The following is a 22,918-nucleotide window of genomic DNA, read 5'->3' on the forward strand; positions in this document are numbered from 1 at the left end:
CCCTGACGCCGGTCGCGGGCGTCGCGGCCGGCCCGGGCCCGGGCCTCGTCGGACGCACCGAGCAGGCGCCGGTACTGCATCGCCGCCTTGGCCGGGTCGTCGAGATCCGGGTCGGCGAGATCCGGATCACCAAGGTCCGGGTCGCCGAACAGGTCGGCGAGATCGGAGGCATCCACCGGCACAAATCCAGCCACGATCCCGTTCCGTCCTTTCCCGGCGCCTGCTCGGCCGTCGATCCCCACCTCGCCGACACCCGCCACGTCGCCGTCGGTTCCCGCCCCGTCGTCGGTCCACATCGGGCTACCCCTGATCCAACGGCGCGAACGGCACCACGGTGCGCGGTTCGGCCTGGACGTGCCGGTCGAACAGGACCGCCCGATTCGGCATGGTCCCACCGGCCACCGACCGGTGTCCGGCCAGGACGAACAGGTCGCTGCCGGGTACCCCGGCCGCCATCCACGCGGCGATGTCGTCCCGGTTACCCGGACCGAGGTCCTCAGCCAGCCGGGACACTCCCCGCCACCAGCCCAGCAGGTGCACGCGCTGCGCCGGTCCCCGGCGGGTGAGCGTGCGCAGGTCGTCCAGTCCGGTGCGACGGGTCACCGGGTCACGCGCCTCCAGCCCGGCCCGGCCGGCGTCCATCGCAAAGACGACGATGAGCCGCAGCGGCGGCGCGACCGGGCCCACGCTGCCGGTGAGTGCGGACTCCTCCCGGGCACGGGTCTCGTCGGCGGCACCGGCCAACACCGACCGCAGGCCGGTGACATCGGCGACCCGAACGGGATGCCCGGCCCGGCGCACACGCGCCGCGAGCACCTCCGCGGCGGCAAGCGCCATCGGCTCCGCGGCGATGATCTCGACCACGAGTCCACCGGCCGGGACCTGCGCGGCGACGCTGGCCGCCGCCGCCTGCAGGATGCCGACCGCCTCCCGACGCAGCGGACCGAGCACGGCGAGATGCCGGCCGGGCAACGCGGCGAGCCGTACCCCGACCGCGGGCGGCTCGAGGTCCAGAGGCACGCCGACCAGCGCGAGGGGATCGACATCGTTCTCGGAGCCGTCCCCGGAGCCGGGGGCACGACCCGGCGACACACTGCCCGGCAGCAGGCTCGGACCGGTTTCGCCACCGCCCTCGCCACCGCCGCCGAGGATCGCTTCGGCCGCAGCCGCCTCGACGGCCGTCGGCGCCGGACGCCCGTCCAACGCCTGGTAGATCGGGTTGTCGTCAAGAACCGCGGGGGCGTGACCAGCGAAGACCCGCGGGGGCCTTGCCTTCGGCACACTGCGCGCGGTCGTGGCCGCCAGCCGCCCACGCAGCACGCCTATCGCCGCCGGATCCGGGAAGGCGACCCGGACGAGTTCGTTGCCCGCAGGATGGCCGTTGCGCCGATTGACGATAGCCTCGCCGACGCCCGAGAGCGCGCCGGCCGCCTCGTTCGCCGTGGACAGCAGGACCCGCGACTCCGAGATCGAGGTACGCAGCGCCACGCGCAACGCGAACTGCCCGAAGATCGAACCACGCTTGCCGGCGGTGGCGTCGAGCGCGTCGATACCGGACAGCGTCTGGCTGGCGAGCAGCAAATGGACCCCGTAGGCGCGGCCCTGGCGGGCCAGGACCTCCAGGTGCGCGACGGCCTCCCGCGCCACCGAGTCCATCGGGGTGAGCATCACCTGGAACTCGTCGACCACGACGATGATCCGCGGCCAGGGCGAGCTCCGGTCGGCCGCCCGCAGGCCTCGCAGGTCGCGGGCGCCGACCGCACGCATCGCCACGGCGCGGCGGCGCATCTGTTCACGAACCGCCCGCAGCACCGCGACGCCGAACTCGCGGTCGCTCTCGATGCCGACGGTATCGGCGTGCGGCAGGTAGAACGGGTCCGTCGGACCGGCGGCGAACTGGGCGAACTCCAGCCCCTCCTTGAAGTCGAGCAGATGGAAGCGGACCTGGTCGGGCCCGTAACGCGCGGCGATCCCGTAGATCACGTCGAGGAGCAGCGTCGACTTGCCCGACCCGGCCTGGCCGCCGACGAGGGCGTGCACGGTGTCGTCGTCGAAGGTGAACCCCACCGGCCCGTCGGGGCCCTGCGCCACCTCAACACCCACCCCGGCGGCGCTGTCGAACTCCCACAGGCCGCGGGGCAGCATGTCGCTGATGGCGGGCGGCCGGGCGGCCTCCCGGGTGGCCGCCGCGGCGACCTGAGCCGTGACCGCGGCGACCAGCATGGAGTGCGGCGGCGGGTCCAGCTCGACCCGCAACAGACCGGTCAGCGATGTGCGCCAGCCTCCCGCGGCGACCCGGCGCCATCCCGGCCGATCGGCGAGGAGCTCGACCGCGGTGAACACCACCGACCTCGGCAAGGGTTCCGTCACCGAGTCCTCGTCCTCGTCGGGTTCCAGGCCGATGACGTCGGGATCCAGCGGCGTCACCTCATCGGGATCGTCCCGCGAGCCGCCCAGGACCGGCTCCGCACCGGACGGCCGGACCTCCACGATGGAGATCACCACCACCCCGCAGGACGGGCCCTGGGCCGCGATGGCGGCGAGCGCCCGCGCGCCCTCGTCGTGCAGCCGGGGCTCACCGAGCAGCACCAGGACGCGCCAGGGCTCCGAACGCGGAAGCCCGGCATCCTCCCGCTCCCGCAACGAGTCGAACCGGCCACCGAGCCGGTCCACAGTGATCCTTACCACCTCCGCCGACAGCTCCGCGAGGACCTCCTCGAGCCGGGCCCGCGTCGTGAGCGTGGGAGTGGCCACACCGGCGGCACGCAGCGGCGCAAAGCCAGCGAGCCCGGCACCGAGCTCGTGGGGGTCATAGACGACGAGTCGGACCCGCCCGGCCGGCGCCGCGGCGAGGACGCGGGTCAGCAGGCCACGCACGAGGTCGACCGCGGCGGGCCGGCGGGACCGGGTCGTCTCGATCCGCAGGTTCAGGCCGTCCAGCAGCGGGATGGCCAGTGGCACCGTCCGGTGCTGCGCCGTGGGATCGTCGGGCGGCACGATGACCTGGCCGACCTGCCACAGAGCGGGCCGGAAACGAGCCCGGTCGCCGACCGGGGCGACGCCGAAGGGGCCGTGCCGCCAGTCGGGCGCCGCCCAGGACGCGCCGGCGAATCCACGCGCCCGGGAACGGGCGATCACGGCGGCCCGGGCGAGCTCCCCGGCGACGTCGAGCCGCCCCGCACCGGACTCACCGAGGCCATCAGCCTTCCCGGCGACACCGGAACCCGCTTCGGCCTCGATCCGGTCCGCCTGCTCATCCAGCCGATCGGCGAGCGCCAGTGCCGCCCCCAGCGAGGACTGGATACCGGCCACGAGCGTGCGCGCCCGCCGGGTACCCGACACGTTGACCTCCCCACACTGTGTGTTGCCGTGCTCGGCGTCGAGCCCCCCGACGACCATGACACGTCCGACGGAGCAAACATCCCAGAACGCGCCGACCGGCCGAACTGTCCTGCCGGCGCGACGGTCTGGGCACGGGGACCTCGCCGGACGAAAGCATGCGACGACATCGGCGACGTTATCGGTACAACCACCCGCAGCCTGGCCGTTCCGGACGACGGCGACGCCGGGACCACCGGAGCGGGCTACCCCTCGACCGGCACCAAATCAACGGCGCCGCGCGTGTTCAATGATCCGTCGGGGCAACCGTCCCGGTCAGGTAAGCCAGCGCACCGATCGAAGGGGCGAAGGTCGGCGATGAGCAGGTGGAAAAGGAACGTCGGTGACGGACGCGGCTGACACGGCTGACACGGCGGGCCTCACGGAGACGGCGGGTACGGCGGCGGCGAAACAGCGACCGCTCGCCGTCATTGACGTCGACGGGGTGGTGGCCGACGTCCGACACCGGTTGCGCTTCCTGCGCGCCAGTCCCAGTGACTGGGAGGCGTTCTTCGCAGCGGCGCCCGCCGATCCCCCCTTGGCCGAAGGGGTGGAACTAGCCCGCAAGCTGGCTCGGGACCACGAGGTGGTACGGCTGACCGGCCGGAGCGTTCCAGAGAGGCGACGCGGCGCTGGCTGACCGAGCAGGATCTGCCGCCGGGTGAGCTGCGGATGCGTCCGGACGCCGACCGTCCGCCGGCTCGGGTGTTCAAACGCGCCGAACTTCGCGAGCTCGGCGCCGGCCGTCGGGTCGCCGTCGTGGTCGACGACGACCCCGCCGTGGTGGACCTGCTGCGCGCCGACGGCTGGCCGGTCCTGCGGGCCGAATGGCTCGCCTACGAGGCGACGCTGGGCAACGCCCAGGAGACCGAGGGCCGCACCTGACCATGAGCCGCGCCTCGGCGACGCTCGGTGCGGCCCGCGGCCGGCGGCGAACGGCCCGAACACCACCAGCAGGCCCAGACACCAGGCGAGGGACTGCAGGAGAACGGAGACGATCCGACCGCCGAGGAACAACGCCCGCACGGCGTCGACGGTCACCGTCACCGGCTGATGCTGGGCGAACGCCTGCAGCCAGCCCGGCATGGTCTCCACCCGGGCGAAGGCCGAGCTGGCGAAGACCAGCGGGAAAATCCAGATGAATCCCGCCGACTGCGCCGCCTCCGCGCTACTCACCGACAGCCCGATGACGGCGGACAGCCAGAAGAAGGCGTACGAGAACAACAGCATCAGCCCGAACCCGGCCAGCACCGCCGGCACCGTGGTCTCCCCGAACCGGAATCCCACGGCCAGGCCCACCGGAAGCATCACTACGACGATGAAGACGTTGCGGGCGAGATCGGCCAGGGTACGGCCGGTGAGCAGCGCCGACCTGCTCATGGGAAGGGAACGGAACCGGTCGATCAAACCCCGCTGACGGTCCTCCGCCAGCCCCACGCCGGTCAGCATCGACCCGAAGATCACCGTCTGCAGGAAGATGCCCGGCATCAGGTAGTCCACGTACTTGACCCCGTCACCCACGTTGATCGCGCCACCGAAGACATAGGTGAACAGCAGGACGAACATGACCGGCTGAATGGTCGCGAAGATGACGAGCTCGGGTATCCGCCAGGTCTGGATCAGATTGCGCCGGCACATCACCCACGCGTCGGCAACGGCCCACGACAGCTGCCCGCGCCCCGCTGGAGTCAGCCTCGAGGGTGCTCATATGGTCACCATGTCCTTGTCATCGTCCTTGTCGCCCCGGTCATCAGGGGTGTCGGTGTCGCCACGGCCGTCGCCGCCCGCGCGTGCGGGCGGCACCTCGCTGCCGGCCGGAGCGCGCCCGGTCATGGCGAGGAAGACGTCGTCCAGCGACGGCCGGTGCAGGGCGACGTCGGAGATCGGCACCCCCAGCTCGTCGAGACCCCGGACCACGTCGGACAGCACGCTCGCGCCCGGTACCGGCACACTGACCCGGCGCGTTTCCCCGTCGGCCGTCGCCGCGCCGGATCCGAACCGGGCAAGCACCGCCCGGGCGGCCTGGGCATCCTCGGCAGCGTCACCACCGACGACGATGTCCAGCCGGTCGCCACCGACCTGCGACTTCAGCTCGTTCGGGGTACCCCGCGCAATGACCCGGCCGCCGTCAACCACCGAGATCCGGTGGGCCGGCCGGTCGGCCTCCTCCAGGTACTGCGTCGTGAGCAGGACCGTCGTGCCGTCCCGCACCAGATCGGCGATCACCCTCCACATCGCCGAACGGCTGCGGGGATCCAGTCCGGTGGTCGGCTCATCGAGGAACAGCACCGCCGGGTTGATGATCAGGCTGGCCGCGAGATCGAGCCGCCGCCGCATCCCGCCCGAGTAGGTACGCGCCTGCCGACCGGCCGACTCGGCGAGCTCGAACCGCTCGAGCAACTCGACCGCGCGGGCCCGCGCGACGCGGCTGCGCAGCCGGTAGAGCCGCCCGAACATCTCCAGGTTCTCCAGGCCGGTGAGCCGCTCGTCGACCGCCGCGTACTGACCGGTCAGACCGATCCGGGCACGCAGCGCGTCCGCCTGCCGGACGACGTCCAGACCGAGGACCCTGGCCTGGCCGCCGTCCGGGCGCAGCAGGGTCGACAGGATGCGTACCGCCGTCGTCTTGCCGGCTCCGTTGGGCCCCAGCACGCCGTGCACGGTGCCGGCATCGACCCGCAGGTCCAGGCCCACCAGCGCTCGTTTGCCGCCGTAGCTCTTCTGCAGGCCCTCGGTGAGGACCGCCGGGTTGTCTGTCACGAGGCGGACCGTACGACGAACCTCCGACAGTTTGGAACCGAATAAAGGCGGGGGGAGGCTAGGCCGAGCTCCGCCGGGTCCGACGACTGGCCAGCTCGTCGCCGGGATGGGTCGCCGGCGGATGACCAGGCCGCTCGCAGGGCAGTTCAGCCAGCTGGCCACGCATATCGCGCAGGGCTCGGCCAACGGCGATGGCGAACACGCCCTGCCCACCCCGGACAAGATCGATCACCTGGTCGTCCGAGGTGCACTCGTACACGGTGGAGCCGTCGCTGATCAGGATGAGCTGCGCCAGGTCGTCCACGCCGCGGGTACGCAGATGCTCCACCGCCACCCGGATGTTCTGCAGCGACACACCGGCCTCGAGTAGCTTGCGGACCACGCGCAGCACCAGGACGTCACGAAGGGAGTACAGCCGTTGGCTGCCGGAACCGGACGCGTCGCGGACGCTGGGGACGACCAGACCGGTCCGAGCCCAGTAGTCGAGCTGGCGGTAGGTGATGCCCGCCGCGGCGCAGGCCGTCGGCCCCCGGTACCCGACGTCGTCCCCCGGCGGTTCAGGAATCTCATCCGGAAAGAGCTGGCCCTGTTCGATCATCCCTGTACGCACTTCGCCGCCATGCCAGCCCCATCCTCCGGACCGTTCCGGATCCGTCCCGACCGCCGACGTCACCCGACGCCGCCAGCCCGGGCACCCGGCCCGATCGAACCGTTTCCACCGTCGTGCGGCCTGCCACGATCACCTCGACCACACGACTCCCTGTCCCCGACCGCCGCCGGTCGACGGCCTGCGAGACCGCGACGCGGCACCCCTGTGCCCGTAAGCCGGGACCGCCCGCCCACCCGTCGGCACGGGCCCGGGCGGAGCGCATCACGCCGTTGCCACAGCCCGGCAAGGTCAGAGCCGGAGAGAGCCCGTTCCGCCACGTCTACCGCGGGCAGGGGCACGAACTCTACGGTCGGGCTCTCCCGACCGTAGGAGCGACGCGCGGTTCCTTCAATGATCTAAGCCGGCGTGTCTGTAGTCCAGCGGACGTCATTCAACAGATCGGTCAAATCGGAAGTGCGCTCCGATACTGCCCGCACGCTGGATCACAGCCGACCTTGGCCAGGGCTGGCTGAAGGCCTCAACGGCCGACCTGCTCCCAGGCGGGCACGCCAAGGACTGGGAGGCTCAGGGGCCAGGAGCCCTCGGGAACCGGGAACCCTCAGAAGCCGGGAACCCTCAGAAGCCGGGAACCCTCAGAAGCCGGGAGTGTTGAAATCCTCCGGGGAGATCGTGTCAAGGAACTCCCGGAACTTCTCCAGCTCGTTCTCCTGTTCTTGTTCCTGTTCCTCGGGAACGGTGATCCCGGCCTCGGCCAGGACCGCCTCGACCCCGTAGACCGGCGCTCCCATCCGCATCGCCAACGCGATCGCGTCGGACGGCCGGGCGGAGACCTCCACCCCGTTGCCGAACACGAGCGTGGCGAAGAAGACGCCGTCCTGAAGGTCGGTGATGGTCACCCGGGTCAGATCCGTCTGCAGCGCGCGCAACACGTCCCGCATCAGGTCATGGGTCATAGGTCGAGCCGTCGTGATGCCCTCCTGGGCGAAGGCGATCGCCGTCGCCTCAACAGCACCGACCCAGATGGGCAGATACCGCTCACCGCCCACCTCCTTGAGCAGGACGATCGGCTGCTTCGACGGAAGCTCGACTCGCACGCCGACGATGTCCAGCCGATGCACCGATCTACCTCCTCGCAGGTGGGGCGGGGCGGGATGTTGTGACCGGAGCCAGAAAACCCCACAGGGGAGACAGTATCCCCGCTTCCGTCCGGCGTCAGCGCGCCCACCGGTTCGGCTGTCCGGCAAGGCACTCCGAGCGCAGCCCCGGCAGCCTCCTCACCTCGGTCTCAACTCGAGCGTCCCGCCGCCAGCCGGGAGCGCAACAGGGCCGCGTGCAAGCGGACCACCAACGCCGCCAGCTCATCGGCGGTCTCGGCGTGCCGTCCCGAGCCCTCACCACCGCGCTGGCCCCGCAACGGGGCGACGGCGGCCTCGATGAGACCAGCCTCACGGTCGGCCACGGTGCGGGCGGCCCGCAGATGCCGGGGCTGCACGCCGTGGCCGGCCAGCAGCGCCACGGTCCGCGCGACGAGCAGGGCGTCGGAATCGTAGTACCCGCCGCCCGCGATCGGACCCACCAGGCCGTGCTGTTCCAGCTCGGTCAGGGCCTCGTCGCCGAGCCCCGCGGCGGCGAGAAGCTCCCGGCGCGACATCCTAACCCTTTCCGCCCCGAGGAACGCGTCCAGGCCGGTAGGGGTCGGATGCGGAGGCAGCGCGCGGGGTCCGGGCCGATGCACCGGGGTCTCACCGCGGTCGAGCGACGCCAGCTCCTCCTTGATCACGCGCAGCGGAAGAAAGCGCTCCCGCTGCGCGTGCAGGACGTAACGGAGCCGGGCGACGTCGTTGACCGAGTACTTGCGGTAGTTCGCGCTGGTACGGGCGGGTTCGACGAGTCCCTCCGCCTCGAGATAACGGATCTTCGACAGGGTAATGTCGGCGAAGTCCGCCCGCAGACGGTCGAGAACCTGGCCGATGTTGAGCACCTTCGCGTTCTGTCCGGCCTGGTCCGAGCGCGCTGCGCCCGAACGCGGGGCCGGCGATGCCGCGGCGAGGCCGCCGCTCACCGTGGGTCCTTCCTCGTCACCGTGCCGCTGACCCCCCGTAGCTCGCGCCGGTCAGGAACACCAGGCGGAACTTGCCGATCTGCACCTCGTCGCCGTTGGTGAGCTCAGCCGAGTCGATCCGCTCGCGGTTGAGGTAGGTACCGTTCAGGCTCCCGACGTCGCGAACCGAGAAGCCCTTGGTGTACGGCGAGCGATGGAACTCCGCATGCCGGCGGGAGACGGTCACGTCGTCGAGGAAGATGTCGCTCTCGGGATGGCGGCCGACGGTGGTCATGTCGGCATCCAGCAGAAAACGACTCCCCGCATTCGGCCCCCTCTTGACGACGAGCAACGCCGAACCGGGAGGTAGCGCGTCGACGGCGGCGACGGCGTCCCGCTCGGTCGACTCGTCGACGTGGTCTCCCTCGATGCCGGACAGCGCGGCCGCCAGGTTCAGCGTCGACGTCTGCTCCGCGGGTCTCTCCGGCGCCACGGGCTCACCCGGACGCACCAGAGGAGACCCGCACCGCGCGCAGTACAGCGCGTCGGACGGGTTCTGCTGTCCGCACCTCGTGCAGAACACAGTCGCGTCCGCTTCCTGCCGGGATCCCGCACGGGCGGGGTACCCCAGCCGCTTCGGCCGCCACCGAACGGGCGGCGGGAACGTCTCTGCCAACACTGCGATGGTGGTAGCCAGACGTCCGCAGCCCACCCCCATCACCAGGATGATCACATGGCGACGGTCGGGCCGTCCACGATCGTGCCCCGGTGCACTCCGAGGCTAGTGCATCGCGGGCACGGTCGTGAAAAGGGTGCGACCCGTGTTGTTCGGCGTGGTGTGGCCCACCACCCACCATGGGCACAAACCAGATACTCTCAGTTTTCCTTCACGTGCTCCGCGTACTCTTCGGCGGTCAGCAGGCCGGTGACGCCGGCGACATCCGCGACCGTGAGCTCGACGAGCCAGCCTTCCCCGTAGGGATCAGAGTTGATCAGTTCCGGCGCACCGGCAAGCGCCTCGTTGCGCGCCGTCACCTCTCCGGCGATCGGCGCGTAGATCTCGGACACGCTCTTGGTCGACTCGACCTCTCCGAAGGACTCACCGGCCTGGACCGCGGAGCCGAGGTCGGGCAGAGAGACAAAGACGATGTCGCCCAGCGCCTCCTGCGCGTAGGACGTGATGCCGACCCGTGCCGTGCTCCCGTCGAGCCGGATCCATTCGTGCTCACGGGTGTACTTCAGATCGTCCGGGTACACCGGAGATCGCCTCCCCTTGCTCTGACCACTCCGCGGACCGCTCTGCGCCGCCCGGCCCGACGCCGTACCGCGCCGCGAACTCCACCAGGAACCACGTTCCTCGACTGGCCCGGACAGGGTCCCCTATCCGGCCGGACGGGCATAGCGAGGACTCGGAGCGGGTCGCAGCGCACGGATCTCGATGTGCTCGGAGGTCCGAACGGTCGCCTGCGCCCCGTCCCGTGCCGCTACCGTATCGAGCACCCCGCCGGGGATCCGCATCGCCTGGTCCAGCGTGTGGGCGTCGCCCACCACCCGCAGCACGTACGGCGGCGCGATCGACGTGCCGTCGACCACCAACCCCCGCCCGGGCTCGTCGGCCACGTAGGTCGAGACGACCGCTCGGACCCCGGCGATCTCGATCGCCTCGGCGCCCGCGTCCCGTAGCTCCTGCAGGGCGTCGACGAGGATCGAGGAGTCGACCGCGCGGTGGGGATCATGGATCGTCAGCTCGAGCCCCGATCCGGTGACCGGCACGATGCCGGTGAGGATCGCCAGCCGGTCGGCCTCGCGACGCACCTCGCCCGGCCCGGCCGCCGGGGCCGGCGTCGACGTCGGCACGGGCGGCATCATCGGTTCCGCCTCCTGGCGGAGCTGATGCTCCCGGGCCGCCAGGGACCGGTCGACGGCGCCGATCGCACCGAGGGTCGCGGCGAGCTCGCCCGGCCGCGCGGTGGCAAGTCCGAAGGACGGCTCCGCGGACCGGGTCGCGGCGACCGCGGCGAAACCGAGACCGGCGAGCAGGACCAGGCTCAGGGCACGCCGCGTCCGGGCACGACCCGGCCGGGCGTGCCCCGGAACCGGGCTCGGCGTCAGCTCCGACGCGACAGGGACCACGACGGGCGACGTGGGCGGGTCCGACGGCGCCTCGGGGACCGGCCCCTCGGGGACCGGCGGCTCGGCGACCGGGGTCGGATCGGGCTTCGGATCGGGTACGGACTTCCGTCCGGGCCCGGATCCCGCAGGGTCGCCTGTCGAGGTCACCGCCACCGTCAGACCTTGATCAGATGCTGACGCAACGCGGTCGCGGTGGCGAAGATGCGGATGCCCAGCACCACGACCACCGCGGTGGACAACGCGCCGCCGAACCCGATCAGGTCGCCAAGTATCACCATCAGGACGGCAACCGCGACGTCGAAGACGAACGAGACGATGAACACCCGGTCGTCGAACACCCTCTCCGCGACGGCCCGCGCGCCGCCGAGAGCAGCGTCCACCGCGGCCACCACAGCGACTGGGAGGTAGGGATCCATCCAGTCGGGGACGGTCGGGCCCAGCACCAGGCCGGCCGTCACGCCCAGGGCAAGGGCTACCACGACAATCATGATTCGCTCCGTCGAGCATGCCGCAGCACCCGGGGATCGGCCGCGGACAGGGTCAGGTTTCTGACAGTGACGACCGCCAGGGAGGTCACCGGTGAGTCGGGACGATGCCGCAGCCGGTCGATCACGGCGGACTCCTCGAGACGCCGCACGAGATCGTCCGGATCACCCACCGCTTCGACGGTGTACGGCGCAATCATCGGCACGAATCCGACGAGAACGAGATCACCGGCCGCCCGGATCGCGCTGAGAGCCGTCAGGCGGACGCTGTTGACCGCGACAGCCTCGGCACCCGAGATCCACAGCACGTTCACAAGATCAGCAAGGTCTCAATCTTGAATCCGGGTCCAGTAGGACGCCGGTGCGGGGCGGGGACCAGCGGGCCCGGTCGACGGGCGCAGCGGGGTGGGCGCCGTTGACGCACGAGGTGCCGAGGGTGCCGACGGCCCGGGGGAGGTCCGGTCCGCGAGCTCGATCCGGGCACCCGGTCCACGCACGGGGGACCAGCCGGCCGCCGGCCCGAGATCCGACAGTGCCGCCGTGGCCCGGGCCAGCTCGCGCTCGGCCCGGGCGCGCTGTTCCCGCGCCATCTTCACCCGCAGGCGCAGCTCGCTGACCCGGGTCGCGGCCGCAGTAGTCGCGGCGGATCGCTCATGGATCTCCGCGCGCAGGGCCGCGACGAGCTCCGCACGTTCCCCGGCCGTCGTCGCGGCACGCCGGGCCCCGATGGCTATCATCAGGCCGAGCAGGCCGAGGACGAGGGCCAGGGCGAGGGGGCGCAGCCAGGGGCGACGGGCCCGCTCGGAGACGCCGCAGGGATCCGAAGAGCCGGTGGCCACGGGGCATACCGGCCCTCGGCGTGGCCATCCGGTCCGTTCTCGCACATTCGGCATTCTGACCGACCGGACACCGAGCGCCGCCGACCAGGGCCTCGCCGCGCGTGCCGCGGCTACCGCGCCTCGACCACCTCGACCCAGCGCCGCAGCAGCACGTGGGCCTCCTCGATGTCGGCATCCTCCGACCACAGGTGGGTGACCGCCTCACTCGGATCCGGCAACACCAGGATCCAGGAGCCGTCCGGACCGACGATCCGAACCCCGTCCGTGGTGTCGATGACATACCCCGCATCCGGGTCGACCGACTCCACCACGCGACGCATGACGGTGCCCTTGACCGCCCACGGGGTGGGCACTGAACGACGCAGGATCGCCACCAAAGGTATCCGGGCGTCGATGGTGCTGAGCGTCAGCCGGGTCCGTGCCACCAGGGCCAGCAGTTTCACGAACGCCGCGATCCCGTCGATCGCGGGGGCGAACTCGGGGACGATGAAGCCGCCCCGCCCGTCGGCGGCGAAGACGATGCCGTCGTCACGGGCGACCCCGGTCAACGCCGCAGCCGACAGGGAGGTCCGGCGTACCGTCAGCCCGTGGAAGCGGGTAACCTGGTCGGCCACCCGGGTGATGGTCACCGGCAGGGCCACCTCCGCGGCGGGATTCTCCGCCGCGACGAGGTCGAGGAACACCAGCAGGGCCCGGTCATCGTCGATGAGGTCCCCCCGTTCGTCGACGATCGTGACGCGCTCGCCGACATGGTCGAACCGCACGCCGAAGGCCGCCCCGGAGCTGGCGACGAGGGCAACCAGGCGGTCGGTGGCCCGCAGATCCTCCAGGGCGCTGCGGGGCGGGATGGTCTCGTCGACGCGTCCGTTGACGGTGAGCACGTCGACGCCGAGCCGGCCGAGCAGTGTCGGCAGCACCAGGGACGCCGAGCCACCCGAAGGATCAACGACGATCTTGAGATCCGCCTCAACGATGCCGGCGGTATCGACCCGGTCAAGCAGATCCTGGATGTAGAGATCCATGGTGCGGGCCGGGAAACGCAGGTCACCAATCTCACCGGGAAAGGCCCGGCGGAACTCCTGGCGGGAGAAGACCCGGTCAAGCTTGCGCTGCGCCACCGGGGAGAGGTCGTCGCCGTCGGTATCCAGGAAGATGATGTCGATGCGTTCCGGGTCTCCGGGGGTGGTGCGCAGCATGATCCCCCCAGCGGCGTTGGACGAGCGGACATCGAAGCGGGTGACCGGCATCGGTGCCACCTCAAGATCACGGACGTTGATGGCGCCGGCGGTCAACGCGCTGATGACGGCCCGCTTGAGGGCCCGGGCGGCGCGGGAACCGTCCCGCGCGGTGGTGACGGTGGCTCCCTTTTTCAGGGTCGTGGCGTAGGCACCGGCGAGGCGCACCACCAGCTCCGGGGTAATCTCCGCGTTCACCAGGCCGGACACCCCGCGCGGCCCGAACAGGGTCCGCTGGCCGCGGGACTCCCAGATGACGGACGTGTTGACGACCGCGCCGGCCTCGATCGTCTTGAACGGATACACCTTCACGTCATGGGAGATGAACGCCTCCTCGCGGACGACGCACTCGTCTCCGACGACGGCGCCCTCCTCGATCCTGGCCGCCCGCAGCACGTCGGTGCTCTTGCCGATGACGCAGCCGCGCAGGTTCGTCTGCGGGCCGATGAGCGCGTTGTCCTGGACGATCGCCCGGTGCAGGAACGCGCCGCTCTTCACCAGCACGTTGCTGCCCAGCACGGAAAACTCCCGCAGCTCGGCGCCAGCCTCCACCTTGCTGTAGTCGCCGACCACGAGCGGCCCCTTGAGGATCGCCTCCGGGTGGACCTCGGCGTCCTCACCGATCCACATCCCGAGGGACACCTCGAAACCGCCGATCTCCACGTCGACCTGGCGGTTGAGCACATCGGCCTGAGCCCGTTGGAAGCTCGCGATGGTGCCGACGTCCTCCCGGTACCCGGACGCCACATAGCCGTACACCGGGGCACCCGCCTCGACCAGCCGGGGGAAGATGTCGCCGGACCAGTCCACCGCCTCGCCGGGCGGCACCTGGGCAAGCACCTCGGGCTCCATCACGTAGATACCGGTGTTGACGGTGTCGGAGAACACCTGCCCCCAGGTCGGCTTCTCCAGGAAGCGCTGGATCCGTCCGTCCTCGCCGGTGATGACGATGCCGAACTCGAGCGGATCGGGGACGGATTTCAGCGCGACGGTGACGAGCGCGCCCTGACGCCGGTGGAAGGCGACCAGGTCGGTGAGGTCGATGTCGGTCAGCGCGTCCCCGCTGATGACCAGGAACGCCTCGTCCCGCAGGGCGTCCTCGGCGTTCTTCACGCTGCCGGCGGTGCCCAGCGGGGTCGTCTCGGTGGCGTACGACAGGTGCATCCCGAGCTCGTCACCGGAACCGAAGTACGTCCGGATCATCGAGGCCAGAAACTGGACGGTCACCACCGTCTCGTCGAAGCCGTGCCGTTTGAGCAGGCGCAGCACATGCTCCATGATCGGCCGGTTGACGACGGGGAGCAGTGGTTTGGGCAGGTTCGCGGTCAACGGGCGCAGCCGGGTGCCCTCGCCACCGGCCATGACGACGGCTCTCACCGGTCACCTCCCACTTGCGCCGGTCCGGGCATCCGCCCGGAAGCGCCGGACAAGCTGGCCGGCCTGGACGAAGTACAGAAGACCAGACCACCAGTACAGGGCAGTACCCCAGATCGCGAACGCCCATCCGACCGGGCGTGCCGCGGTGGCCGGCCAGGAATCCCCGGCGGACAACAGCAGGAGAGGGAAGGCATACAGCAGGTTGAACGTCGCCGCCTTGCCCAGGTAGTGCACGGGCAGCGTGACGCCAACCCCGATCCGGCGCAGCAACGGCGGCAGCGCCAGCAGCGCCACGTCGCGGGCGAGGAGCAGAACCGCGAACCAGACCGGCACGATCCCGCGGAGGGTCAGAGCGACGATGGTGGCGAGGATGTAGAACCGGTCGGCGAGGGGATCCAGCAGGACGCCGAGGCGACTCGTCTGGTTCAGCACTCGCGCGAGCTTGCCGTCCAGGTAGTCGCTGATTCCGGCGAACGCGAGAACGCCGAGCGCCGCACCGTCCGCCTTCGGGCCCAGCACCAGCCAGAGGAAGACCGGCACGCCGAGCAGCCGCAGGGCGGACAGCGCGTTCGGAACCGTCCAGATCCGGTCCGAGGCGGCGGGCATGGTCATGCGGCGTCCCTCCTCCACCGGTTGGGCGGCGCGACGCGCCGCGACGGCGGTGGACGGCCGCCCACCGCACCCGGCGCTCCCGCAGGTCCCACCGACGGGTTCGGCGCCGGTCAGGACGTCCGAGCCCGGTAGAGGTCGCAACGCCCCGCCGACGGGCCGGACATCGCTGACGCTAGCGGATCGTGGGGCACGAGGAGCGGAGAGGGATCCGCCGCCGGGGTACCCCGGCGTTCGGACCGGGTCAGATGGGACCGGGCTCAGAGGATGCGGCCGACTTTGTAGGTGGAGCTGTAGATGGGCCGCAGCGACACGACACCGCCGGTCTGCGGGGCGGCCCACATATACCCGTTCCCTGCATAGATGCCGACGTGGTAGATATTCCCAGGAGTACCGTAGAAGATCATATCGCCGGGCTGTTTGCCCGACTGGGGCACCTTCATCGAGACCCGGTACTGGTCCTCGGCCACGCGCGGCAGCGAGCGGCCGAGCTGCTTGAAGACGTACTGGACGAGGCCGGAGCAGTCGAACGAGTACGGGCCCTCCGCGCCCCAGACATACGGCTTGCCCTTGTGCAGCGACGCGAGGTAGACGGCCTTCTCCCCGATCGAACTACCCGGGATGACCTTCGGAATCGCCTGGTCGATCACGGAACCCGACCGTCCCGGACCCGACCGTCCCGGAGCCGACCGTCCTGGACCCGTCGGATTCGCGATCGTCACCGTGGCGGCGCTGGCCAGGGAGGGACGCAGGGCGTTCGATCCGTCGAAGACCGCGGTGATCGTCGTCGTGGAGAGCAGGCGCGCGGTGATCTGCGCGGTACCGTTCGCGCCGGTCCGCAACCTCGTGGAGGTCTGCCACTGGGGACCGTTCACCACGACGATACGGACGTCCTGGTTCGCGAGCGGGGTGCCGCTGTCCGATTCCAACGCCCGCACCGTGAGCACCACCGGGGTGTTGGGCGCGACCGAGGTCTTGTCCGCGGCGATCGAGACGCTGGTGAAGACGGGGTCGTGGTCCGCGATGGCGGTGGCCAACGGGGCGAGTCTGCGGGCCGAGGCCGCATCGTGGCCGGTGGCGTGGTGTCCCGGAACGAGCGCGGCTTCCTGGGTGAGGGAGTTCGACTCCAGCGACGAGGTTCCGTCGGTGCCCCCGGGGACGGTGGCCGCGAAGGCGGCGGTCGAGGCCGCGATCGTCCCGGTGGTGAACGCGGCGATGGTGACCGCGCGTCGCGGAGGAGGAGTGGTACGGCGGCGAGCCGCGCCGGAGCCTAAGGAGCCGTGGGGCGCCGACGGGCGCTGACGATTCCGGACGAACTGGTCCCAGTCCTCCGGAAGCCAGGCCATACCACGACGGGGCAAGACGTGTCCTTCCCGTGCGCCTACGAGGGAGCTGTCGGGTTCGGGCTGGTCAGCCCGGCGACCAACGACCCGGTCAGTGCCGTCACCGCCGGAACGCGGCCGGATCCGCCGGCCACACCCGGAACTACGGCTCCCCGCACCTGCCCCGACATACTCGGAGGGGCCGCCGAACCGGGGGCAGGGCCAGGCACATCGGTTCGACGGGTATCTCTATCAAAATAGGTATATCTGTATGACACGTAACAGACACTTCATAATCTGGACACCTAGGGATCGGTAGAACAGAAGTGCCGTTGATGACGATAGTGGACATGCCCGGGCGACCCGCAATCACCCCCACCCCAACACTTGAACACGACACCAGAAGGCCGCCGCCTCTCAGCAAGAAGTACGGATGCCGTCACGCCGGGTGCCTGTCGGCGGCTCGGTCACGCCACCTCGGTCAGGTCGTCACGACGCCCCCCAAGCATCGACGTGTCGTAGATCTCTCCGGCTATCTCCTCGGCGATCCGGCAGCGGAACGGGCCGGGTCGTCAGGGTGCGGGCGGCGGGTTCACACCCGGGACAGAACCGACCTGCGCCGGCTGCGGCCGTGCCGGCTGGCCTGACGAGATCTGCGCCGGCCTCGGCAGCCCAGGCGACGAGTGCGCGGGTACGGGCACTCGCGGCGGATTCGGCGGAAGCATGCTCGCCGCAGACCGGGCCGGCACGACGGGCGCGGCTCCTGCCGAGGATTCGGCGTGCGCGTACACCACCAGGTTGTTGAGATAGTGCCCGGCCTTCCGATCGAAGGCGCCCCCGCAGGTGATCAGGCGCAGTTCAGGGCGGGGTACCGGTCCGTAGACCCGGTTCGCCGGGAACCTCGACTTCACCACGTTCTCCGCGCGATCGACGACAAACGTCGTGGACACGCCGGTCGGCGAGGCGACCTCGACACGGTCGCCGGGCACGAGCTCGTGCAGCCGGTAGAAGACCGCCGGGCCGGTGGTGGAATCGTAGTGGCCGACGAGCACGGCAGGGCCGATGCCGCCAGGCGCCGGACCACGGTCATACCAGCCGACATCCCCCCATGCCTTGGGCACCCCGAGCGTGCCATCCGGGTTCAGACCCAGATGAATGATCGGAGCGTCCACCCTGATCCGGGGGATGCGCAGCCGGGACGGATTGTTAACGACCACCACCGGCTGCTCGGGGACGGCGGGAGGTAGCCCGAACCGGCCGGTCGTCGGCACGGGGGTGGGCGGCAGCGGGACGTCGGCGATGCCGGCCGTCGTGTCCGCCCCGGAACCGCCGCGGACGGCGTCGAACGCCGGTTCCGCCAGCCGGAAACCGCTGCCGAGGACAAGGACCGCCCCGACGAGGAGAAGCCACCGCCAAAGCAGGAGGCGCCTGCCCGCGGCGGGTGCGCGGACGGAGAAGGCCGTCGGTGCGCCGTTCGCGGGCCGCTGGTTACCGCTGCCCGTCCCACCTTTCACAGCTCCTCCCGCCATCCCGCCCGTCGATCGTCTACATGCCCGTGCGGATCGCTCCCGAGGTGGATCGTCCAGCGCACCGCGCGCGGCTCCGAACCGTCACCCGCCCGCACCACAAGGCCACTGATAGTGACTCTATCAATCGGTAGAGATACTTTCCGTGAGCGGCATGCTTGTGAGCGAGGTGCACTGGTCTCAATGATTCCGAGATCACCGAAAACTGGACGAACTAGACCGAAGAAGCGACCCGATCGCCGCCGCGAGGAGGTCGATCCGGCCGCACCACGCCCGGGCGGTTGACCCGCACCCCCACGCTCAGTCGCTAGGGTATCACTCGCAGTAATTAATCGATCACCGTACGTGAGAGAGGGGACCAGATGAAGAAAGGTATGGGTCGGAGCGCCGCCGTTCTCGCGATATCCAGCGCGGCGAGCGTCACCCTCACCTTCGGGCCCGGCCTGGCTGCTGCCCACGCCCTCGACGACAAGGACAACCACCGGTGCGACGACAAGAAGGACGGGTGGGGCATCTTCGGCGACAAGGACGATCGGGACGACAAGGACCGCGACCGCGATGACAAGATCGACGGCGACAAGCAGGTCCGGGCCGATCGGATCGACGACGGCCTGGACGGCAGGAACGGCCTGGACCGCAAGGACGATCGGGACGGCAAGGACGGCAAGGACGACTGGTTCCGCTGGGACGACAAGAAGCGCGACTGCGGCGTCGGTGGCGTCGGTGGCGTCGGTGGCGTCGGTGCCGGAGTCGGGCCGGGGGGCGGGCCGGGGGCCGGTGTCGCCGCAGGTGGCGGCGGGATGGCCGACCCCGGGTCCTCACCCCTGCTCCCGCTGGCCGGTGCGGCAGTAGGCGCCCTGCTGATCGGCGCCGGGGTTGCCCGACGGCGTGCCCAGGGCGCGAGCTGACCCTGCTGTTCGGCGGCCATGCGGCGTGCAGACACCTCGTGGGTGACGGCCTCGGCCTGGTCCCACGCGGAGCCCACGCACGGTGACCGGGGGTCGCGCCGTTGACGACGCGACCCCCGGTCACCGTAGTGGTCGCCGGTACGGTAACGTTGCTGCCGTACGGGACGTGGCGCAGCTTGGTAGCGCACCAGACTGGGGGTCTGGGGGTCGCAGGTTCAAATCCTGTCGTCCCGACAGAGGTGGTAAAACCCGTTGGTCAGGCTTGTGAGCCTGCTCAACGGATTTTTTCGTCGTAAGCCGCCGTCACGCCGTCCCGGCCGTCCGGCCGGTCCGGAAAACCCGCCCGGCTGGCGGCCGGAACCCGGTCCAACCGTCAGCCGCCGCCCCTGCGGTCGCCGCGTTCACGCACCCGCACCGAGATCGAGATGGGCGAACCGGCGAAGCCGAAGTCCTCCCGGAGCCGGCGTTCCAGGAACCGGCGGTAGGACGACTCCAGAAAACCCGTCGTGAACACCACGAACCGCGGCGGGCGCACTCCGGCCTGGGTCGCGAACAGAACCTTCGGAACCCGCCCTCCACGCGCTGGCGGCGGGGTCGCGGCGACGACCTCACCCAGCCAGGTGTTCAGCCTGCCGGTCGGGATCCGGGTACCCCAGGATTCCAGCGCGGTGCGCAGCGCGGGGGCGAGCCGGTCGGTCGCACGCCCGGTACGGGCCGAGACGTTCACCCGCGGCGCCCACGCGACCCGGCCGAGGTCGCGGACGATCTCCCGTTCCAGGGTGAGCCGGCGGTCGGTGTCCACCAAGTCCCACTTGTTGAAGGCGAGGACGAGGGCCCGTCCCGCGTCGACGACCATCGAGATGACCCGCTGGTCCTGCTCGGTCACCGGCTCGTCCGCGGCGAGCAGGACGATGGCGACCTCGGCGGCTTCCAGGGCCGAGGCGGTGCGCAGCAACGAATAGTACTCGGCGCCGGAGGCCTCCCGGACGCGACGGCGCAGCCCGGCGGTGTCGATGAACATCCACTCCTCGCCGCCGACCGTCACCAGCTCGTCGACCGGGTCCCGGGTGGTGCCGGCGACGTCGTGCACCAACGACCGCCGGCTGCCGGCGAGCTTGTTCAGCAGACTCGACTTGCCGACGTTGGGCCGGCCGATCAGTGCGACCCGCCGGGGGCCGTCGGACTCGGTGAGGATCTCGCGCGGCGCCTCGGGCAACGCGGCGAGCACGGCGTCGAGCAGGTCTCCGCTGCCCCGGCCGTGCAGGGCCGAGACCGGGTGCGGCTCGCCGAGCCCGAGGCTCCACAGCGCCGCCGCATCAGCCTCGAATCGTACGTCGTCGACCTTGTTCGCCACCAGGATCACTGGCAGCCCGCAGCGGTGCAGCACCCGGGCGACCGCCTCGTCGGCGTCGGTGGCGCCGGTGACGACGTCCACGATGAACAGCACCGCATCGGCGGTGTCGAGCGCCGCGCGGGCCTGCTCGGAGACCTGGGCGGCCAGCCCCGTCGCGTCGGGTTCCCAGCCGCCGGTGTCGACGAGGGTGAACCGCCGCCCGCTCCAGACCGCGTCGTAGGCGACGCGATCACGGGTCACCCCGGGGACGTCCTCGACGACCGCGGCGCGCCGGCCGAGGATGCGGTTGACCAACGTCGACTTGCCCACGTTGGGTCGCCCCACGACGGCCACCACCGGTTGACCGGCCCCGGGGCTCGCGAACTCGCCGTCGAACTCGCCGACGAACCCGTCGGGGCCACCGACGTCATCGCCGAGGCCACCGTCGGCGAACCGGTCGAACCCGGCCGCGCCGAGGTCCGTTGATAGGTCTTGTCCGCTCATCACTGTCACTGCCAACTGTCATCGTGGGACGGGATCGCCTGTGATTCCCGGGCTCGGCGCCGGGCACTCGAGCGTGGCCGGATCGCCGGGGGCTCTCACCCGCCCGTCCGGAGCGAGCAGCAATCTTGCTCAGGTTACCCGGAGCCGGCCCGGTCGGCCTCGCCGGTCCCGCCGGCCTTTCCGGCCGGCCCGGACGGTCGCCAGATGGTCGAGCAGGCGCATCCGGATGTCCTCCGCGACGGCGGCCAGCGCCTTGCGCGAACGTGGGTTCGCCGGCACCTCCACCCCGAACGGCGCACCGAAGACTACCCGGATCGGCACCGACCGGCGCGGCCAGCGCGCCCCCCGGGGCAGGGCGGCACCGGTGTTGATGCAGGCCACCGGTAGGACGCGGCAGCGGCCGTGCACCGCGAGGTAGGCGATACCGTGCTGGACCGCCGCCATCTCCCCGCTGCCCCGGGTGCCCTCGGGGAACAACCCGATCGCCCCGCCGCGGGAGAGCTCGTCCAGTGCGGTGTGCAGGGCCTCCCGGTCGGCCCGATCACGATCGATCGGAATCTGACCGCTGAACAGCAGCGCCCGGCCGAGCACCCCCCGGTACATCTCGATCTTGCTCAGGCAGCGCACGGTCCGCGGGGACTCGATCACCACCAACGGGCCATCCAGCCAACTGCTGTGGTTCCCAGCGAAGATCAACGGTTCGTCGAAGGGGACGTTCTCGAGCCCCTCCAGGCTGATCTGCATGACCACCCGGTTGAGGAACCAGCGGACCCCGGGCTTGAGGACGCGGTGCGGGAGGTCGTTGTAGACCGGTGACGCGGCACCCCGGTGGACCGGTCCACGCGCGACCCGGGCGGCCCGCCCGGCCGCCTCCGCGGCACGTTCGCCGGCACCGTCGCCCGGCCGAGCGGCCTCAGCGCGGGGAGCCTCAGCGCGGGGGTTCGACGTGGTCATCTCGTCCGATTCGGCAGCTGCTCGCAACGCCGAAGCACCTCGTCGACGACTTCGGGCACCGACCGGGCCGTCGAGTCCAGAACCATCGCGTCGGGCGGGATGGCCAGCGGGTCCGCTGCCCGGTTGCTGTCGAGCGCGTCGCGCCGGTCGAGTTCGGCGAGGGTCCGGGCGACGTCGTCAACGCCCTTCTCCCCGAGCTGGCGGGAGCGACGCAGCGCACGGACCTCGGTCGAGGCGGTGAGGAAGACCTTGATCTGGGCGCCCGGCGCCACGACCGAGCCGATGTCGCGACCCTCCACGACGATGCCGCCGGCCGGCAACGCGGCGGCAATCACCTGACGCTGTTGAGTGACGAGCAACGCCCGCACCGCCGGCACCGCCGCGATCGCACTGACCGCGTTGGTCACCGCGCGGGTGCGGATCTGGGCGTCCACCCCGACACCGTCGATGGCGATCGAGGGCTCGTCCGGGTCCGTACCGACCGAGATCACCGCCCGCTCGGCCAGCTCCGCGACCGCCGCCGGGTCCTCGATGTCGATCCGCCGTTCCAGCGCGAGCTGGGTGACTGCGCGGTACATCGCCCCGGTGTCGAGGTACCGCAGGCCGAGACGGCGGGCGATCTCGCGGGCCACGGTGCTCTTCCCCGACCCTCCGGGACCGTCGACCGCCACGATCAGACCCTCGGCCCCGCCTTCGTGGACCGCGGGACCATCTCCCTCGGACCCGAGCGGCGCAGACGTTCCCTCCCGGCTGTCGGTGACCATGCTTCCTGCCGACAGCGCAGACCCGTGGTCGGGCTTCACCCGATTCCTCCGTCCCGGTCACATAATAAAGTTGTCGGATCGCGCCCCCGCGGATGCCGACATGTGCAACCCGGATCAGGCTACTCGGTACCGCATCAGGA

At 70.9% G+C, this 22,918-nt stretch carries 20 protein-coding genes, 1 tRNA gene and 3 pseudogenes; 4 read left to right on the forward strand and 20 right to left on the reverse strand.

The annotated features are described in order from the left end of the window. Both AC08OT_RS08370 and AC08OT_RS08375 read right to left on the reverse strand, forming a co-directional pair. Window positions 1–296: pseudogene (locus AC08OT_RS08370) on the reverse strand (hypothetical protein); the annotation flags it as partial. A 4-nt stretch (window positions 297–300) separates the two neighbouring features. After that, window positions 301–3,399, reverse strand: a complete 3,099-nt coding sequence (locus AC08OT_RS08375) for an FtsK/SpoIIIE domain-containing protein (RefSeq protein WP_476592570.1) — start codon at window positions 3,397–3,399, stop codon at window positions 301–303. Window positions 3,400–3,721: 322 nt separating this feature from the next. On the opposite strand from AC08OT_RS08375, the gene AC08OT_RS08380 reads away from it, so the two are divergent. Both AC08OT_RS08380 and AC08OT_RS08385 read left to right on the forward strand, forming a co-directional pair. Then, window positions 3,722–4,018, forward strand: coding sequence for an HAD family hydrolase (locus AC08OT_RS08380; protein WP_476592571.1), 297 nt, complete (start codon window positions 3,722–3,724; stop codon window positions 4,016–4,018). A 32-nt stretch (window positions 4,019–4,050) separates the two neighbouring features. Continuing rightward, a complete protein-coding gene (locus tag AC08OT_RS08385; RefSeq protein ID WP_476592572.1) occupies window positions 4,051–4,263 on the forward strand; it encodes a hypothetical protein in 213 nt (70 codons plus the stop codon). Here the strand turns inward: AC08OT_RS08385 and AC08OT_RS08390 are convergent. From AC08OT_RS08390 to AC08OT_RS08460, 15 genes and pseudogenes are all read right to left on the reverse strand, one after another. Then, window positions 4,215–5,086 (reverse strand): annotated as a pseudogene (locus AC08OT_RS08390) (ABC transporter permease). The gene AC08OT_RS08385 and the pseudogene AC08OT_RS08390 overlap by 49 nt on opposite strands. Then, complete coding sequence (locus AC08OT_RS08395; protein ID WP_476602699.1) at window positions 5,083–6,138, reverse strand: ATP-binding cassette domain-containing protein; 1,056 nt, start codon at window positions 6,136–6,138, stop codon at window positions 5,083–5,085. Before AC08OT_RS08395 ends, AC08OT_RS08390 begins: the two are co-directional and overlap by 4 nt. A gap of 58 nt (window positions 6,139–6,196) precedes the next feature. After that, window positions 6,197–6,736: a MerR family transcriptional regulator gene (locus tag AC08OT_RS08400; RefSeq protein WP_476592574.1), complete on the reverse strand. Its 540-nt coding sequence runs from the start codon at window positions 6,734–6,736 to the stop codon at window positions 6,197–6,199. Between the two features lie 644 nt (window positions 6,737–7,380). Further along, the gene (locus AC08OT_RS08405) at window positions 7,381–7,866 is read right to left on the reverse strand and encodes a bifunctional nuclease family protein (RefSeq protein ID WP_476592575.1); all 486 of its coding nucleotides are present in this window, start codon (window positions 7,864–7,866) and stop codon (window positions 7,381–7,383) included. A 167-nt stretch (window positions 7,867–8,033) separates the two neighbouring features. Further along, window positions 8,034–8,810 carry a transcriptional regulator FtsR gene (ftsR, locus tag AC08OT_RS08410; RefSeq protein WP_476592576.1) on the reverse strand — a complete coding sequence of 259 codons (777 nt, stop codon included), beginning with the start codon at window positions 8,808–8,810 and terminating at the stop codon, window positions 8,034–8,036. Between the two features lie 16 nt (window positions 8,811–8,826). After that, a complete protein-coding gene (locus AC08OT_RS08415; protein ID WP_476592577.1) occupies window positions 8,827–9,372 on the reverse strand; it encodes an FHA domain-containing protein in 546 nt (181 codons plus the stop codon). 293 nt (window positions 9,373–9,665) lie between these two features. Continuing rightward, window positions 9,666–10,046: a glycine cleavage system protein GcvH gene (gene gcvH, locus AC08OT_RS08420; protein WP_476592578.1), complete on the reverse strand. Its 381-nt coding sequence runs from the start codon at window positions 10,044–10,046 to the stop codon at window positions 9,666–9,668. 123 nt (window positions 10,047–10,169) lie between these two features. Continuing rightward, a complete protein-coding gene (locus AC08OT_RS08425; RefSeq protein ID WP_476592579.1) occupies window positions 10,170–11,069 on the reverse strand; it encodes a DUF881 domain-containing protein in 900 nt (299 codons plus the stop codon). 8 nt (window positions 11,070–11,077) lie between these two features. Continuing rightward, complete coding sequence (locus tag AC08OT_RS08430; RefSeq protein WP_476592580.1) at window positions 11,078–11,410, reverse strand: DUF1290 domain-containing protein; 333 nt, start codon at window positions 11,408–11,410, stop codon at window positions 11,078–11,080. After that, window positions 11,407–11,724: pseudogene (locus AC08OT_RS08435) on the reverse strand (DUF881 domain-containing protein); the annotation flags it as partial. The gene AC08OT_RS08430 and the pseudogene AC08OT_RS08435, both read right to left, overlap by 4 nt. Before the next feature lie 12 nt (window positions 11,725–11,736). Then, window positions 11,737–12,246, reverse strand: a complete 510-nt coding sequence (locus tag AC08OT_RS08440; RefSeq protein ID WP_476602700.1) for a hypothetical protein — start codon at window positions 12,244–12,246, stop codon at window positions 11,737–11,739. Window positions 12,247–12,356: 110 nt separating this feature from the next. Next, entirely contained in the window at window positions 12,357–14,843 is a 2,487-nt protein-coding gene (locus tag AC08OT_RS08445; RefSeq protein WP_476592585.1) for a sugar phosphate nucleotidyltransferase, read from the reverse strand. Between the two features lie 18 nt (window positions 14,844–14,861). Then, the gene (clsA, locus tag AC08OT_RS08450) at window positions 14,862–15,470 is read right to left on the reverse strand and encodes a cardiolipin synthase ClsA (RefSeq protein WP_462186272.1); all 609 of its coding nucleotides are present in this window, start codon (window positions 15,468–15,470) and stop codon (window positions 14,862–14,864) included. Between the two features lie 257 nt (window positions 15,471–15,727). Next, window positions 15,728–16,828: a C40 family peptidase gene (locus AC08OT_RS08455; RefSeq protein WP_476592582.1), complete on the reverse strand. Its 1,101-nt coding sequence runs from the start codon at window positions 16,826–16,828 to the stop codon at window positions 15,728–15,730. A 533-nt stretch (window positions 16,829–17,361) separates the two neighbouring features. Next, entirely contained in the window at window positions 17,362–18,303 is a 942-nt protein-coding gene (locus AC08OT_RS08460; RefSeq protein ID WP_476595376.1) for a class F sortase, read from the reverse strand. Between the two features lie 374 nt (window positions 18,304–18,677). On the opposite strand from AC08OT_RS08460, the gene AC08OT_RS08465 reads away from it, so the two are divergent. After that, window positions 18,678–19,223 carry a hypothetical protein gene (locus tag AC08OT_RS08465; protein WP_476602701.1) on the forward strand — a complete coding sequence of 182 codons (546 nt, stop codon included), beginning with the start codon at window positions 18,678–18,680 and terminating at the stop codon, window positions 19,221–19,223. A gap of 160 nt (window positions 19,224–19,383) precedes the next feature. Continuing rightward, window positions 19,384–19,457, forward strand: a tRNA-Pro gene (locus AC08OT_RS08470). Window positions 19,458–19,596: 139 nt separating this feature from the next. Here the strand turns inward: AC08OT_RS08470 and der are convergent. The 3 genes from der to cmk form a co-directional block, all read right to left on the reverse strand. Next, window positions 19,597–21,060 carry a ribosome biogenesis GTPase Der gene (der, locus tag AC08OT_RS08475; protein ID WP_476592414.1) on the reverse strand — a complete coding sequence of 488 codons (1,464 nt, stop codon included), beginning with the start codon at window positions 21,058–21,060 and terminating at the stop codon, window positions 19,597–19,599. 129 nt (window positions 21,061–21,189) lie between these two features. Continuing rightward, window positions 21,190–22,014, reverse strand: coding sequence for a lysophospholipid acyltransferase family protein (locus AC08OT_RS08480; protein WP_476592413.1), 825 nt, complete (start codon window positions 22,012–22,014; stop codon window positions 21,190–21,192). Further along, window positions 22,011–22,817 carry a (d)CMP kinase gene (gene cmk / locus AC08OT_RS08485; protein ID WP_476594991.1) on the reverse strand — a complete coding sequence of 269 codons (807 nt, stop codon included), beginning with the start codon at window positions 22,815–22,817 and terminating at the stop codon, window positions 22,011–22,013. The genes AC08OT_RS08480 and cmk overlap by 4 nt, the downstream gene beginning before the upstream one ends. Window positions 22,818–22,918 lie beyond the last annotated feature (101 nt).

It is taken from the genome of Frankia sp. CgJB1 (genome assembly GCF_977947065.1).

What these genes read in the sequence shown, in the direction of transcription:
- AC08OT_RS08375 (WP_476592570.1), bottom strand. Translation starts at nt 3,399, where the DNA reads ATGGTCGTCGGGGGGCTCGACGCCGAGCACGGCAACACACAGTGTGGG.
- AC08OT_RS08430 (WP_476592580.1), bottom strand. Translation starts at nt 11,410, where the DNA reads ATGATTGTCGTGGTAGCCCTTGCCCTGGGCGTGACGGCCGGCCTGGTG.
- AC08OT_RS08385 (WP_476592572.1), top strand. Translation starts at nt 4,051, where the DNA reads ATGCGTCCGGACGCCGACCGTCCGCCGGCTCGGGTGTTCAAACGCGCC.
- AC08OT_RS08480 (WP_476592413.1), bottom strand. Translation starts at nt 22,014, where the DNA reads ATGACCACGTCGAACCCCCGCGCTGAGGCTCCCCGCGCTGAGGCCGCT.
- AC08OT_RS08445 (WP_476592585.1), bottom strand. Translation starts at nt 14,843, where the DNA reads ATGGCCGGTGGCGAGGGCACCCGGCTGCGCCCGTTGACCGCGAACCTG.
- AC08OT_RS08400 (WP_476592574.1), bottom strand. Translation starts at nt 6,736, where the DNA reads ATGATCGAACAGGGCCAGCTCTTTCCGGATGAGATTCCTGAACCGCCG.
- AC08OT_RS08465 (WP_476602701.1), top strand. Translation starts at nt 18,678, where the DNA reads ATGAAGAAAGGTATGGGTCGGAGCGCCGCCGTTCTCGCGATATCCAGC.
- clsA (WP_462186272.1), bottom strand. Translation starts at nt 15,470, where the DNA reads ATGACCATGCCCGCCGCCTCGGACCGGATCTGGACGGTTCCGAACGCG.
- der (WP_476592414.1), bottom strand. Translation starts at nt 21,060, where the DNA reads ATGAGCGGACAAGACCTATCAACGGACCTCGGCGCGGCCGGGTTCGAC.